The sequence below is a fragment of the Nocardia sp. NPDC058519 genome, from assembly GCF_042719755.1.
Classification (GTDB): domain Bacteria; phylum Actinomycetota; class Actinomycetes; order Mycobacteriales; family Mycobacteriaceae; genus Nocardia.
Genome location: NZ_JBHXNK010000010.1, coordinates 152,313 through 166,670, shown reverse-complemented (window position 1 = coordinate 166,670; position 14,358 = coordinate 152,313). Strand labels below are relative to the sequence as shown.

Here is a 14,358-nt window from a genome sequence, read left to right as displayed (position 1 = left end):
ATGCGTAGTGGCACTGCAACTTCCACAGCAAAGTAATGCCGGCGCGTCGGCCCGCACCGTGGCCGGGAATTCCCCCGCTTCCGTTGACAGACCCGACCGCGGGCTAGCGGGAACCGAGAAAACGCGCCCTGAGAAATCGTCCGATGCGATAGAGGAGCTGTTCATGGCCGAGGAAACCGTCATCACCGGACACGACGCGATTGTCGAGCACGCGATCGCCGCATTCGATAATCTTCCGATTCCGCCGGGAGTCGAGCTCGCGCTGCCCCCACCGTCGACGACCACCCTCGGTTTGCAGTACGAGGAATTCGTGGTCGGACAATCACTCTCGGCGACAGTGAAGATCCCGGCCGAGTACGGCAATGTCATGGGCCTGCTCCAGGGAGGTTTCCTGGCAGCCATGTTCGACGACCTGATGGCCCCACTCAGCTATCTGACCTCGAAGAACCCGACGACAACCATGGAACTGACGACGCATTTCATGCGCCCGGTATTCGTCGGTGAAAGCCTGACCTTGAAGGCGACGGTTCGCAAGCCGGGCCGATCGGTGATCTACCTCGCCGCCGAGGCGCACAACGGGAACAACAAACTCGCGGCCACAGCGATCTCGACGATCCAGGTAATGCAATTGCCGAATTCATGACCGACTGAACAGGCGTTGAAGTGTGGGGCGGGCAGCCGCCCCACACTTCGTCCGCTTTCAGGCCGACAACCGCCATGATTCCGCGCGTACCGCGACGACTGCCGCCGCGATGCGGCTATTCACCTGGAGCTTGGCGAGAATCCTGCTCACATGTTCTTTCACGGTATCCGCACTGATGAACAGCCGGGCGCCGACTTCACGATTGGACAGCCCGTCGACGACGAGACGAAGAATCTCTCTTTCGCGACTTGTCAGCAGCGAAAGACGTTGGTAAGCAATGTGGTCCGGTTCGATGTGATCCACCTGCTCGATGATCGTGGTGGTCACGATTATTCCCGAGGCCGCCACGTCCAGCGCGTCGAGTATTGCGTTCGCGTGGAAATCCGCGGCCAGCAAGACGTCGACCTCGAGCGTCGTTCGCGCCGCGTCCTGGGGGACGAGCAGTGCGATGTGCGGTTGCCGGTCGAGTGAGCGCAGCCCCCGCACAATGGTGGCGAGCCCGGCTTCCGGGCCCGTCGCCGCGTCGAGCAGCACGATGTCCGGCCGCCAGCTCCTGGCCTTGTCCACCATCCCCGAGATCGGGGCCAACGCGATCTGCCGATTCGGCCTGATCGCCGCCAGGAAGTCGATATTCATCGCGTGGCAGGAGGACTCGACGATCAGCATGCGACAGCACGGCAGTCGTCCGACGCCGCCATCGACGGCGGCGATTCTCGTTGGGTGGGATTTCGGGATCTTCGGTTCCGGACTCGCAGCCATTTCATAGACCCTTGACCTGAGATGACGATGTGTACTGAGGAGAATTCGGTTCAGGAGTGAGCCGGTCGGCGAGTCAACCGAGCCGGAGGTAGCGCTGCAGCGCCAGTGGCGGCCACCGGGCGATGGTCTCGGCGAGATCCTCGGGACAATCCCTGGCCACCAGGTGCCCAGCGCCCAGGATCTGAATGACCCTTGCGTGCGGCGCCAACTGCAGAAACCCCGCGACGTCGTCGTCGGCGACCGGTGTTCTGCCGTCGGCCCGCACAAGCAGGACGGGCACGTCGAGGACCTCGGCGGCCCGCCGGAGCTGTGGAACATGCGCGAGGACGTCGTCGACGATCTCGGCATACCGGCCGTACGCGGTTGTCGCGGTGAGGAATTCGAGTACGCGGTCGGGATCCATGGTGGGCACGACATCTACGAGCACCAACCCACCGACCCGGGCGCGCACCTCGGCGTCCTCGAGGGCGATCAGTGCGGCCACTCCCCCCAGCGACGCTCCGACGACAATGCATCCGGACAGTTCGGTGCGCACCATCGCGGCGATGTCGGCCGCGCACATCGCCGTCGACCGCGCGGAACCGCCACTGTCGCCGTGCCCGCGGAGATCGAAGGTGACGCACCGATAGCCCGCCGCGACAAGACTGCCGACCACCGGATCCCAGACTTCGGATCGCTCACCGCCTGCGTGCAGGAGCAGGACAGTCGGGCCCGTACCGACCACCCGCCCACGCAGGATGGCGCCGTCGGGACGTTCGAGCTGCCGCAGACAGGGGGTCATGGGCTCGTTCATGTGAGTCCTTCCGCGTTGCCCACGTTGTCGTCGAAAGTTCGACCCGACAAAGCAGTGAATGCATAATGCACTGTCCGGCAACAGGTTACGGTGATCATGCGCGCAGTTTCCGCATCGAAACCCCGCCCGTTCGTAGCCTAAGCCGATTACTTTGACCCGTCAAGGTAAGATGGCGACATGACTACTCCCCGTGTGCGCCGCACGCCGGAGGAGGCGCGGCGGCTGATCCTTGATGCCGCCGAGCGCCTCCTGGCGGAAGGCGGTGTCGCCGCCGTTCATGTCCGCGCCGTCGCCGCTAGTGTCGGCATGACCGACGCGGGTCTCGGATACCACTTCGGGACTCGCGATCGCCTCCTGGAGGCCTTACTGCACCACGGCGGCACCAAGGTCGGAACAGGACTGCAACAGGTGGTGGAATCCTGTCTGGTTCAGCCGGCGGACCTCGGTGGATTCGTGGAAACCCTCGCGACGTTCTATCGGCAGGGATACGGCGAGTTGGCCATCGCGCTGCATGCCGCCGGATGGCGGGATCCCGGATCCGGGATGCTGAATCCGGTTGTCGAGGCGCTGCACGCACTGCGCCCCGGCAACGGTGCGGGCATCCCCGTCGACGACACCCGACTCGCCGTCGCGGCACTCCACCAGGCCGTGGCGACGGAATCCGCCTACGGGTCGGTCTTCCGTCGTAGCGCCGGGCTCACCGGGCAGGATTCCGAGGACTGGCAGCCTCAGATCCGATGGTGGACTGTCAATCTGGCCCGGATCCTCGACATCGGGGACCCCGCACCGGTGGCCGGGAATCTTTCCACCTCGCGCGCACCGGGGTAGGCGCTCAGCCCGCGTCCACCGCACGCACCAGACGGTCCGTCAATGGCGCCGGGACCGCGTGCGCTGCGCTGATTCGCAGCAAGGCACCACCGATGGCATCGGATTCCAGTGGACGCCGCGCTTGCGCGTCACGCTGCATCGACGACATGGCCCCGGCGGGAAAGGAATCGTAGAAGCGCAGTGCCGCACCGATATCCGCGGGGATACCGCAGGCGCCCATGATCTCGGCGATCTCACCGAGCACCGCGATCAACTCCTCTCGGTGTGCGGTCCTGACGACCCCGATCGAGACGCGATAGTGGGTCGTCATCAGCGCGAACGGCGCCAATACGAAGAGCTTTCGCCACAGCATCGCGGTCTCGTCCTCCTCGACGGAGGTGGGTATGCCCGCGTCGGCCAGTACCGCTGCCAGTGCGGCGATCCGCTCGCGCACGCCGTCGTGACCCGCGAGATCGATCTCGGCGAACGAACTGCCGTGCACGATCACGCCGGGTTCGCTTCGCGTCGATTCGACCCGGATCACCCCCGGCACAACCAGTTCCGGCCGGTACCGGCGCCGGAGAAGGCCGGGGTGCTCGATCCCGTTGAGCAGCGGAACGAGCAACGCCGCACCCGCGACGTCGGGATCGATCCGGTCCACCGCCGTCATCAGGTCCGGCTGCTTCACGGCGATCAGGCACGCGTCGACCTGCTGTCGCAGTTCGGTGTCGGCCTCGACATCGACCCTGAACTGCCCGAACTGCGCACTGCGCACCCGAATGCCGTCGGCGCGCACCGCGTCAACGGTGTCCGGTTGTCCCACGATGATCACGCGATGGCCGGCCTTGGCCAGCAGCGCCCCGATCAGTCCGCCGATGCCCCCTGCCCCGAGAACGGCCACCGTTCGCTGGGTAGCGTTGTCCACCATTTACATCCTTTCGATATCCGACCTGTTCATCGCTGCTCGTCGGCGCCGGGAAACCAGACATCGCCGGTTCCGAGATCACCGACTCGGTAGCAGCCGAGCGCGCTGATCATGAGACGCAGCTCGAAAGCCAAGCAATCGAGCAGCCCGGTCAAACCCTGGTCGGGGTCCTCGTCTGCCGCGATCAGCGCCGCGCGTCCGAGGCCGACGGCCGACGCACCGAGGGCAAGGCATTTCACCGCTCGACCGCCCTCCCAGATCCGGCCCGACGCCAGCAAGCTGTTGTCCCCGGCATCGATGCGGCGCAGGCATTCCGCCAACGGCAAGCCGACCTGACCGAGAAAACCCAGTGGTGCCCAGCCCGTCCCGCCCTCGGCACCGTCGACGGTGACCGCGTCGGCACCGGCAGCCCAGGCGAGGGCCGCCGCCCGATGCACATCGCGGGCAGGCGGTAGCTTCACCCATACCCGGCACCGCGGATAGTTGTTGCGCATCAACATGATCTGCCGTCGCAGGATCTCTTCGTCGAAGGTGCCCGGTGTGCCACAGCGCAAGACGGGCGTCTGCGCGCCACCGTAGATGTCGACCAGGTCGTACTGCGCCGCCAGGTGCGCCGCCTGTTCTCGCGACACCATGGTCATGCCGCCCAGCCCGGGCTTGGCACCCTGGCCGACCTTGAGCTCGAACGCCAGGCGGCCGGTCGCCGACAGCGCCGCGGCGGTGGGATCGCTGTAGACCAGGTTCCACACCTCGGCGTCGGCGTCTTCGGTGCTCTGCTGCACGACGACACCGCCGAACCCGTCGGGCACCGAGGCGGCGTACTCGGCGATCCGCGACAGCAGGGAGCTCGCTTCCTCGTCGATCACCCTGCCGTATCCGGATACCGGGACGATGTTCTCGCCGATCACCATGGGAATCCCAGCCGCGGCGGCCTGTGCCGCGACCGCGATGCCCAGATCGCCAGAGGCGGCCGCGGTCGAGCCGAATGCCGAGATATAGATCGGCGCGGTCGCGTTCAACCCACCGATCACAGTGGTGAGGTCCACGTCGCCCGGAAGCGGCTCGCGACCGAGTTCGATCAGCGCGGCCATCCGTTTCGGGACGAAGATCGGCGGTACCAGCCGTGCGCGATCGAGCGCGTCGGTCGCTGCCACGGGGGCGAGCTCACCGAACAGCGCCGAACCGTAGTGGGTCATGGCGGGAAAGGCCGCGCCGAGCCCCGTCCGCGCTCGGCGGCGCACCTCGTGCTCCGGGAATCCGGTCGCGGACAGGGCCGATACCGCATCGTCGGAGCCGATCACGGCCGCGCCTGCCCTGGCAGCTTGGGATAGGCCGTGCCCTGCCAGACCGCATCCAGCCCGCCGAGGAACCGAGTGAACCGCTCGACACCGAGCCCGAATCCGGCACTCGGCGGCAGCCCGGCGCGGACCAGCGTGAGATACCAGTCGTATTTCGCGGGATTCTCACCGGTCTCCCTGATTCGCCGCAGCACCCGGGCATAGTCCGTTTCCCGCTCACTGCCGCTCATCATTTCCCCGAACCCGGCGGGAAAGATCAGGTCGAAGTTGCGCAGTACCCCGAGTTCATGAGGGGACTCCCGGTCGTAGAACCCCCGCGACCCCTTCGGGTAGTCGGTGATGAAGAACGGGTCGCTCCTCGTCGCGGAGATGAGTTCCTCTCCACGCCAGTCGATTTCGGTGAAGTCGTCCTGCGGGTGTCCGAGCCGGCGCAGCTCGCCGACCACCTCTGTATGCGGGAGCCGACCGTAGGGCAGGGCAACAGTCTTCGCGAGTTCGGCCCGATCTCGGCCGAGAGCCTCGAGTTCTCGGCCGCTCGTCGCCAGCACATGGGTGACGCAATGCCGGGTCAGCCGTTCGGCCAGCGCCATCGCCTCGTCACGAGACCCCCCGGCGAACTCCACATCGAGCTGATGGAACTCCACCAGGTGCCGGTGGGTCACCGCTGTCTCCAGTGGTTCGAGCCGGACATTGGGCGCCAGGCAGAAGATCTTGTCGAAGCTGAGCAAAGATGCCTGCTTGTAGAGAATCCCACTGGTCATCAGTTTGTACCGATGCCCGTAGTAATCGATGTCGACCTGCTTGGCGCCGCGCGCGCCCGGGTCGGTCACCGGTCCGATGATCGGTGGCAGCAGTTCGGTGAATCCTTCGGCCGTGAGGAATTCCCGCGCTCCGGCGAGGAAGCTCGCCTGCAGCGTCAAGGCCGCGACAGTACGTGGCGATGTCAGGTGGGTATACGGGGCGGGCGGAACGGGCGTCGTCGATTCAGTACTCACACTATCTCCCTGAACGAACCATGATCGGTCGGTCGGCTACAGCACACGGTGTTCGAGGCGCCGTAGCGCCGCATAGGATTTCTGTATCCGCGCGGCGTCGCGGTCGACGAAGAACACCGCGCCGGGCGAGGAGTTGAGGTCGACCGTCGGTGTGGTCGGCTCCCGCTCGCCCATCCGAAAGCGCACGCTTTCGAACCCGGGCAGCCCGGCCAGCTCCTCGGCGAGCCTCGCCCGGGGGAACGGAAGCTGTCGGTGGGCGATGAGATTCACGCACCGGGCTGCCGCGCGGCGGACGTACAGCGACGGCCGCCCGGCCAAGGTTCGGCCAGATCCGGCGTAGCAGTCCAAGGTCAGGTCGACCTGATTGGCGCCCGTGCACCGATCCAGTGCCGCGGGGTTGGCCAACCCCGACAGTCTGGCCCCGGTCTCGAGCAGCACCGGGCCGTCACCGGTCCGGATCAGCTCGGTGTGCGCAGGTCCGTTGACTATGCCGAGCGCGTCCAGACAGCCGCGGACGTAGGCGAGTATCGCGGGCAGTCGTCGGTCATCCGGCGGGAGCAGATCCTCGAAGTCATAGATTCTGTGTCCGCCCGCCACCGTCCGCTTGTGGCAGATCCACGCATCGGTGAACCAGTGCGTTCCGTCTCGACTGACCGAGTTGACGACGAATTCGACGCCGTCGAGATATTCCTGGGCGAGCACGGCGCTGTTGGCCCGAAGCATCAGGTTCGTCTTACCCATGATGGTCGCGACCGCCGCGCGCACATCGTCATCGGTCTCGCACACGAAGACATCGTCGGATCCCGCGCTGTCCAACGGCTTGACCACAATGCGTTGCGAGCCCCCGTCGCGGCGCCACCGCAGCACGGCGTCGGCATCGCTGCTCCGATACTGCCCCGCGATGCGCAGACCCGCCGCGGCCACTGCCTCGTGCATGGGGAACTTGTCCCGCCGGATCTGGGAAAACGCCGGATCGTTGCCGCGCACCCCGAGTTTGTCCGCGATCTCGTCGGCGGCTTCGACCCCGAATTCGCTGGCCGGGATCACCGCCACCGGATCGTCTGCCGCGAGCCGGTACAGGACGTCACCGCTGTTGTCCGCGTAGCTCAGGTCCGCCGCGAAGAGATCGGTAGGCAGGCTCGCGGCGAAGACCTCGGGCAGTTCCGGTCGTGACCGCACGTGCACCAGGCGATAGTCGGCCGCGGCACGCTCGGCGAGCAACGCGCCGGTGGACAGCGCATCCACCAAAACCATGGTGGGGCGGGCCTTCCTGTCCGCGGTCATCGCGGGTCCAGTGCGTGGTCGGGTAGGTCGTCATAGTGGCGCGCGACGTGGTTGAGCATGCCGAACAGACGGTCCGAGGTCAGCTCGCCCTGCTCGGCGCGGGTAGGCCCGGCGGGCAACGGAAGTCGGCCCCGCGATCCCCAGACCAAGGCACCTCGCTCGTCGATCAGGCAGGTTGTTGCTCCGGCGTTGTCCTGGTGCAAGCAGAACGGAACGTCGAGCAGGCCCCTGGCGAAGGCCTCGACCAAGGCGGTGCCGACATCACGATGGAGGCCGAGTACCGCGTCGATCAGCGACCGTGCCTCGGCCAGGATCTCCTCGCGGTAGCCGAAGTCGGCCTCGGTAGCGGGGGCGGGCGGGCCGGCGGACTCCGCCGACGCGAGCCGCAGGGCGGCCACATTCTCCGACACGGACGGAATCTGCCATGCCTCCGATACCGTTTTCACGATCAACCGCTCGCACCCGGCATCGCGCGCCAGCACGGCGCTGTCCCGGATCAATCGGGTGGCGCCGTTCGGAGTCCTCGGGAACAACCCCATGTAGGTGTAGAGCACGATGTGCCAGGTCGTGTCCGCCAGGTAGTCCTGCGCCAGCTCTCGTAAGGCCAGCATCGCCCCTCGGTCCTGCTCGGGCAGGGTCCCCTGGGCGTAGCTGAGGGACAGATGCCCTATCCCGTGCTGCCGGAAGAAACACCCTTCCAGCACGGTCATCGCCACCAGCAGCGACGGCGGGCACAGCTGCCCCAGCAGACATCCACCGAAACTCTCGATATGGCACGACTCGGTTTCGCCCGCCAGGAATCGGCAACCTTGCGACCACGCGGCGACGGTGTCCGCGAGCGGCAGCCGACTGTACGGCAGACAGTAGGACACCGGCCCGCCCTCGGTGACATCCAATCCGACCTCGACCAGCCGGCGAAAGATGTGCAGCGGCAGCGCGGTACCGTGCCGCACCTGTACCGGAAACGCGGGACCGGGCAACTGGTCGAGCATGGCCCGGGTGACCTCGACCGGATGCGACACCAGCGGGTAGCCGTTCAGCTCGATGCCGGCTGCGAGCTGCGCCAGCGGGGTGTGGTGGTCGCCGACGCGGGTATAGCTGTCCACGGTCAGTGTCCCCACGACAGGGAAGTCCAGCAGGGCGAGCTGGGCCAGCCCGGCCAGCATGTCCGGCGGACGTCCGAATCCCATCCGCGGCTGGACAACCAGCCGACCGAGGCGGGCGCTGTCGGCGACGAAGCGATCGAATCGGCTCACCTCAGCGCCCCGAGATCAGCTCGACAACGGGCGCGCCCGTGCGTGGATCGACCGTCCGCACCTGCTGTTTGTGCGGGTCACCGGAGCGCACCCGCGCCATGACGGTGTCGCGTCGGGAGAAATCGACCAGGGCATCGTGGTAGAGCGTGCGCAGCAGCGCGATCGACAGCCCGGAAACCCCGGCGAGCCAGTCGGCCTCGGATTCGGTGCCCGGCTCGGCTCGCAAGGCCGCGTGATACCGGTCCAGTCTGTCGAGATGGTCGGCATGGCACCGTTCGAGGAAGGCCGCGAGGCGCTGCCCCTGGTCGGTGAAGGGGGAGAACACGATTGCCGCCATGGCCGACTCCGAGAGGCCGAACGCTCGCAGGGCGTAGTCCGCGGCGAGGGCTCGGCGTTCGCTGATCTTCGTCGGCGAGTCGTATCGGCCAAGGGCCAACGCGATGAGCCGGTCGGGCATCTCCTTCTTGCGCATCATCGACTCGGCGAACTCCAGGTACTCGCCGATTCCGGCCGCGTAACCGCGTCCGTCGACCAGCTCGGCTCGCAGTCCACGCAGATGAGCCATCAGTGTGGGGTTCGCGCAATCGGACTCGGTGAAGCTGAAGGCCAGGTCGTCGAATCGGAATCCGAGGAAGTCGACGATCAGGTCCCAGTGATCGTGCACGCGATAGCTCACCACGTCGTAGATGGAGACGAAGCGCGGCTGGATCGTCCGGTTGCCGACGGCGACCGAACGCTCGGCCAGCACCACGTCGTCACCGTCGCCGAACAACTCACGGTAGTAGGCGTCGCCGATACCGCGCAGCGCGGTCAGCAGCTGCGAGAAGTCCAGTGTCCCAGTGCGATCCGGCTCGACTCCGGTCTCGCGAGCCAGCCGTCGGATCCACGCGGCGTACAGCGCCTGCTCACGCCGGGAGTCGCCCGTCATGATCGCGTCGACGCCCCCGTCCCACCAGCCCGCCCGGCCGTAGAAGTCCGCGACCGCGAGATTGCAGCTGTTGCAGAACGTCGGCCGACCGTCACCGGCCGATCGGTGGCCGTTCATGAGCACGTCGAGCCGATTGACGGTGACCACGCTCTCCGGCAACGGCAGGTCGACCCGGAACCGCCGGATCTCGGTGCGGTCGACGGTGAGGAGCTCGGTCCGGTCGTCGTCGAGCATCCGCAACGCCGCGTACACCCGGTCGATGTTCTCCATCACCGCGGTGGGCACACCCGCGTGTCTCATATTCGCCACCCGCAGCGTGAACGTGCGACCGTGGTCGAGCTGCACCCGCAACTGGACAGCGCGGACGATGGCGACGACATAGGTGCTGTCCTTGCCGCCGCCATAGGCGACCATGACCTTGTAGTCACCGATCCGGTCGATGCCACCGGCCGCGTCGATCAATGCCGCGCCGACAGCGTCGATGCCGCGCCGCTCGACATCGGACAGGTGAGCGATCAAGCGCTGGAACAGATTCAGGTCATCGTGCTCGGTCATACCGGTACCGCCTCGAAGCAGAAGTCGTCGATGATCTTTCGGATGCCGGCCTCGGCCGCGTGTTCGTCGTCGTGCAGCACGATGAACCGGCCGGAGTGCACGGCATCGTAGGAACCTCCCGGATCCAGCACCTCGCCCGGCGCGGGCAGCAGCTCGCGCCAGATGATCGGCACCTCGGCGCGCATGGAGCCCGCCTCGACGACCCGCACGCAACGGTCGGGTTTCGGCACCACCAGCCAGCCGCCGGAGGGATCGCCGACCTTGACCAGCGACGGAACCGGTTGCTCGGCAAGCGCTCTGAGCCACACCTCGTAGAGATTGATGCCGAAGAGCTTGTTCAGCAGGTGGGGTACCTCGGCCCCACCCACCCGCCCGCCGACCTCGAGGAACACCAACTCGTCATCGGCGGTCACGAACAGCTCGAGGTGAAACGGAGTGGTTCGCAGGGCCAGCGCCTCGATACATCGCTGGGTGAATTCTTCGATGCGTGCACGCAATTCCGATCGCTGCACGACCACCGAGCCCAGCGGTGCGCCGCCGGCGAACGACAGACAATCGTTGACGTATCGGGAGACCACCTGGAAGTCGATCCGCGCCTCGCCGTCGGCGTAGCCGTCCACGTGGTAGATGGTGCCGTCGACGAATTCCTCGACCTCGTACCCCGACAGGTCGATCGAGGCCAGCACCTGATCCAGCGCCGCCGGATCCGCCACCTTGTGCACGCCGATACTGGCCGCGCCGTCGACGGGCTTGAGCACCACCGGAAATCCGTACCGGTCCGCGAAGGCGCGCACCTGATCCGGACTCCCGCAGGATACGAAGCGGGGCACCCGGATTCCGGCATCGGCCAGTACCTGCTTCATCCGCACTTTGTCCCGGTATCTGGCGACCTCCGCGGTGGTCGGTCCCGGGATCGCGAGATCCTCGCGAACCTGCGCCGCGACGCCGAGGGTGAACTCCGACAAAGCGATCAGACGATCGACCCGGCCCACCCGCTCGGCCGTCCGTCGGACCGCGGCGCGGAGCAGAGCCACATCGTTGACGTCCTCGACCTGTTCGAGATGCGCGATCAGCGGCTCCCCCACCAGAACCCCCGCGGCGCCGTTGGCATCGACGATGTAACTCACCTGGTTGCCGACATGGTCGAGGAAGTCCTCATATCGGGTGAGCTCGTTGTCCCAACGCACTCCGTCGGCGAATCGAGGCCACCGATTGACTACGACGATATGCATCAGGACACCTCCGGTGTCAGCACGGAACTGCTGTCCCAGGGCGGCACCACCGCAGCCTCCGCCTGCCACGACGAAAATCCTGATACCGCACCGCGATTCAAGAAGCGACGAAACTTCTCGATCGCGTCGTCGCTGGTGAAGACATCGAGGTAGCCCAGGGCCAGCAGTTCACGCCGCACCTGGTCCCCGGCTGACATCGCGGTGGTCAGCTTGCCGCCGACTACACAGGCGACGGTGAGACCCCGCGCGCGCAGAGCCGTCAACAGCGCACTGGCGCCGTGGTACCCGTGGCCGTTCACACTCGAGACAACCAGCAGATCCGGCTGGTCAACGGTGACCGCGTGCCAGACCTCGTCGATCGGCGTGCACGGCCCGAGGTTCCGGACCGAGGCGCCGTGCTCTTCGAGCACCTTCTGCAGGTAGACGAGATTCCAGATGTGCGAATCGGATTCGACGGTGCTGAGCACGCATCGAAAACGTGCGTTCATGAGACAACTCCAACCGGCATGCTCGCCTTGGCGGCGATCGCCACCCGGAAACTCGCCATCGTGAGGGGAAGGAAGATCGAACCGAACAGGCACAGCCCGATCGCCAGCCCGAAGATCAGGCGCTGCGCTCCCACCGCGGTACCAAGGGTCGCGACCAGCACGCCCGCGATCGGGTAGGACAGGAGGTTGAGCAGATAGAAGGGACCCATGACCTTGCCGAGATGCTCATGCGGGATGACCTTCAGGCGCTGAGTCCGGTTGTACACGTTGTAGATAGCCACGCCCGCGATCACCGCGACGAATCCCACCGCGTAGACGGAGAAGGCCGCCGCGGCGCCGACGAGCAACAGCGCGGCGCACAGCACCGTGAATCCCGTTACCGCGATCATGCCGATCCCGAAGCGTTTCACCAGGAACGGAATCATCGCCAGATTCAGCAGACCCACCACGCCGACGGCGGCGTTGAGCAGTCCGTAGGAGGACTCCGCCGCGTGGAAGACCCCCGTCACCAGGGCGACATTGCAGGTGAGCAACGCTGCGACCGACAGGTTGATGGCGAAGTTCAGAATTCCGAGCAGCAGCACAGGGCGATTGCCTGCCAGTAGCCGCCAACCGATGCCGAGCTCGTGCGCGATCGCGCGCGCCGATCCGTTCACGACGGCCGGTACCGCGCCACGTGGGAGCGGCAACCAGCACGCCGCACTGATCAGGAAAACCACGGCGGCCACCCCGAGCAGCCACACCTTGCCCAGATACACCGCCGCCAGCGCCGCCGCGGCGGGCCCGATCGCCATGGCCAGCAGCTCCATGTTCTGCACGAGCGACTGCATCGTCGCGACCCGATCCCCGACGGCCAGTCGCGGCACCATCTTCTCGACCGACATGCGGGTCGGCGCCATGCACAGCGACAGGAACCCGCCACCGATCATCAGGGCGGGGGTCGTCCAGGAAGGAATCGTCAAGCAGATCACCCCGACGCAGCACAGGATCACGGCTCGGGCGATGGCAACCCGCCGAAAGAGCCGGGCGCCTCCATCGCGGTCGGCCAGCAACCCCGCGAACGGGTAGGCCAGCAGACTGGGTAGCCACTCCAGCGCGAACGCGACGCCGAGCCCGACCAGCGACTTCGTTTCCTGGAAGATGAGCAGCGGTACCGCGAACAGCACCACCTGCTCGGCGATCAGGCCGAGCAGGACGCCGAAGGCGAACAGTCCCCGATCACGCGCCGGGGCCGGCGGCGATGTCATCGCTACTGCTCCGCCTGCTCGCGTTCCCGGACGAGTGGCAGGACGTGGGTGTAGAAGGTGCGCATTTCGGTGCGCGTCGGCCACCCCGAGAAGATGAACTCGCTGACCCCCGCGGCCTTGTATCGAACGAGGTACTCAGCGACCTCGGCGTAGCTGCCGACCACGCACAGCGCGGGTCCGCCCCGGTAGGCGACGGCGCCGGAGTAGATCATCGGCGACAGCCAGTCGTCATCCGCCTGGTCGGCGAGGCGGAACGAGTTCTTGACCGCGTGGGAATCGGAAGCAGCCACGAACTGCTCGACCCACGCGCGATGATCCTCGTCAGGATCACGCATCGTCGCGGCCAGGTCTGTCAGCGCCTGAGCTCGGGTCTCGCGCGCCAGGACATGCATGCGGATGCCGACTCGGGTTGCCTTGTGTAGCACCGGTTGTGCGGCCACGGCGATGCCCTCTGGGGTGTCGCCATAGCGAAGCCAGCAGTCACCGTGTTCGATGGCGGTTTCCTGAGCCACCTCCGAAGCACCACTGATGTAGATCTCGGGCCTGCCACCGCCCTTGTATCCGAGCCCGAGTTGCGCCTGGTCGATCCGGTAGTGCTCGCCGTCGAAGGTGAGCGGACTCTCGCCCCGCCAAAACCTGTGCAGCACATCGAGGAACTCGCGCGAACGCGCGTAGCGTGCGTCGTGGGCGAGGAAGTCACCGTAGTAGGCCTGTTCGGCCGGGGAGATCCCGGCGACCAGGTTGAGCGAGATGCGACCGTCGGACATCCACGACACCGTGTTGACAATCTGGGTGAACAGTGTCGGCGGCAGCAGCCCTGGCCGATACGCGAGAATGAATTTCACCCGCTCGGTTTCCCGGACCAGGGCGCCGATCATCGGCAGCGGGTCCGGCATATGATAGCTGATTCCCATGAGCAAAGAATCGACGCCGAGGGCTTCGGCTTCTTGCGCGAAGCCGACGATTCCGTCGAAATCGAGTGCCCCGACATCATATTTATCGGTGGCTTTTTGCTGGCCACTATCGAGCGGCGAGCACCAGTGAAATCTCAGCGGACGAAGCATCGGCACCCTCAGAATTCTCGATATTTCCGATTTTATCGCGGCCGCAATTTCCCTGTTCGACAGGTTCAGAATAGTCGGCGCGCG

14 protein-coding genes are annotated in these 14,358 nt (G+C 66.2%); 2 read left to right on the top strand and 12 right to left on the bottom strand.

Annotated elements, in window-relative coordinates:
- Nucleotides 1-163 precede the first annotated feature (163 nt).
- Entirely contained in the window at nt 164-643 is a 480-nt protein-coding gene (locus ACFWPK_RS14650) for a PaaI family thioesterase (RefSeq protein WP_378915582.1), read from the top strand.
- Between the two features lie 57 nt (nt 644-700).
- Here ACFWPK_RS14650 and ACFWPK_RS14645 read toward each other — a convergent pair whose 3' ends face one another.
- Together ACFWPK_RS14645 and ACFWPK_RS14640 are read right to left on the bottom strand one after the other, a co-directional pair.
- The gene (locus tag ACFWPK_RS14645; RefSeq protein ID WP_378915580.1) at nt 701-1,402 is read right to left on the bottom strand and encodes a LuxR C-terminal-related transcriptional regulator; all 702 of its coding nucleotides are present in this window, start codon (nt 1,400-1,402) and stop codon (nt 701-703) included.
- A 73-nt stretch (nt 1,403-1,475) separates the two neighbouring features.
- Nucleotides 1,476-2,195, bottom strand: coding sequence for an alpha/beta fold hydrolase (locus tag ACFWPK_RS14640; protein ID WP_378915578.1), 720 nt, complete (start codon nt 2,193-2,195; stop codon nt 1,476-1,478).
- A 177-nt stretch (nt 2,196-2,372) separates the two neighbouring features.
- On the opposite strand from ACFWPK_RS14640, the gene ACFWPK_RS14635 reads away from it, so the two are divergent.
- The gene (locus ACFWPK_RS14635; protein ID WP_378915576.1) at nt 2,373-3,023 is read left to right on the top strand and encodes a TetR/AcrR family transcriptional regulator; all 651 of its coding nucleotides are present in this window, start codon (nt 2,373-2,375) and stop codon (nt 3,021-3,023) included.
- Between the two features lie 4 nt (nt 3,024-3,027).
- Here the strand turns inward: ACFWPK_RS14635 and ACFWPK_RS14630 are convergent, their stop codons facing one another.
- From ACFWPK_RS14630 to ACFWPK_RS14585, 10 genes are read right to left on the bottom strand one after another with little or no spacing between them, the layout of a single operon-like run.
- Complete coding sequence (locus tag ACFWPK_RS14630) at nt 3,028-3,930, bottom strand: ketopantoate reductase family protein (RefSeq protein WP_378915574.1); 903 nt, start codon at nt 3,928-3,930, stop codon at nt 3,028-3,030.
- A 26-nt stretch (nt 3,931-3,956) separates the two neighbouring features.
- Complete coding sequence (locus tag ACFWPK_RS14625; RefSeq protein WP_378915572.1) at nt 3,957-5,228, bottom strand: glutamate synthase-related protein; 1,272 nt, start codon at nt 5,226-5,228, stop codon at nt 3,957-3,959.
- On the bottom strand, nt 5,225-6,220 hold the full coding sequence (locus ACFWPK_RS14620; protein ID WP_378915570.1) for an asparagine synthetase A: 996 nt from the start codon (nt 6,218-6,220) through the stop codon (nt 5,225-5,227). Before ACFWPK_RS14620 ends, ACFWPK_RS14625 begins: the two co-directional genes overlap by 4 nt.
- 36 nt (nt 6,221-6,256) lie before the next feature.
- Nucleotides 6,257-7,504, bottom strand: coding sequence for an ATP-grasp domain-containing protein (locus ACFWPK_RS14615; protein WP_378915568.1), 1,248 nt, complete (start codon nt 7,502-7,504; stop codon nt 6,257-6,259).
- A complete protein-coding gene (locus ACFWPK_RS14610) occupies nt 7,501-8,760 on the bottom strand; it encodes a methylaspartate mutase (protein ID WP_378915566.1) in 1,260 nt (419 codons plus the stop codon). The genes ACFWPK_RS14615 and ACFWPK_RS14610 overlap by 4 nt, the downstream gene beginning before the upstream one ends.
- A 1-nt stretch (nt 8,761) precedes the next feature.
- Nucleotides 8,762-10,243: a hypothetical protein gene (locus ACFWPK_RS14605; RefSeq protein WP_378915564.1), complete on the bottom strand. Its 1,482-nt coding sequence runs from the start codon at nt 10,241-10,243 to the stop codon at nt 8,762-8,764.
- Nucleotides 10,240-11,475, bottom strand: coding sequence for an acetyl-CoA carboxylase biotin carboxylase subunit family protein (locus ACFWPK_RS14600; protein ID WP_378915562.1), 1,236 nt, complete (start codon nt 11,473-11,475; stop codon nt 10,240-10,242). Before ACFWPK_RS14600 ends, ACFWPK_RS14605 begins: the two co-directional genes overlap by 4 nt.
- Nucleotides 11,475-11,963: a cobalamin B12-binding domain-containing protein gene (locus ACFWPK_RS14595; protein WP_378915560.1), complete on the bottom strand. Its 489-nt coding sequence runs from the start codon at nt 11,961-11,963 to the stop codon at nt 11,475-11,477. Before ACFWPK_RS14595 ends, ACFWPK_RS14600 begins: the two co-directional genes overlap by 1 nt.
- Nucleotides 11,960-13,210, bottom strand: a complete 1,251-nt coding sequence (locus ACFWPK_RS14590) for an MFS transporter (RefSeq protein WP_378915558.1) — start codon at nt 13,208-13,210, stop codon at nt 11,960-11,962. Before ACFWPK_RS14590 ends, ACFWPK_RS14595 begins: the two co-directional genes overlap by 4 nt.
- 2 nt (nt 13,211-13,212) lie before the next feature.
- Complete coding sequence (locus ACFWPK_RS14585) at nt 13,213-14,274, bottom strand: LLM class flavin-dependent oxidoreductase (protein ID WP_378915665.1); 1,062 nt, start codon at nt 14,272-14,274, stop codon at nt 13,213-13,215.
- Nucleotides 14,275-14,358: the final 84 nt, after the last annotated feature.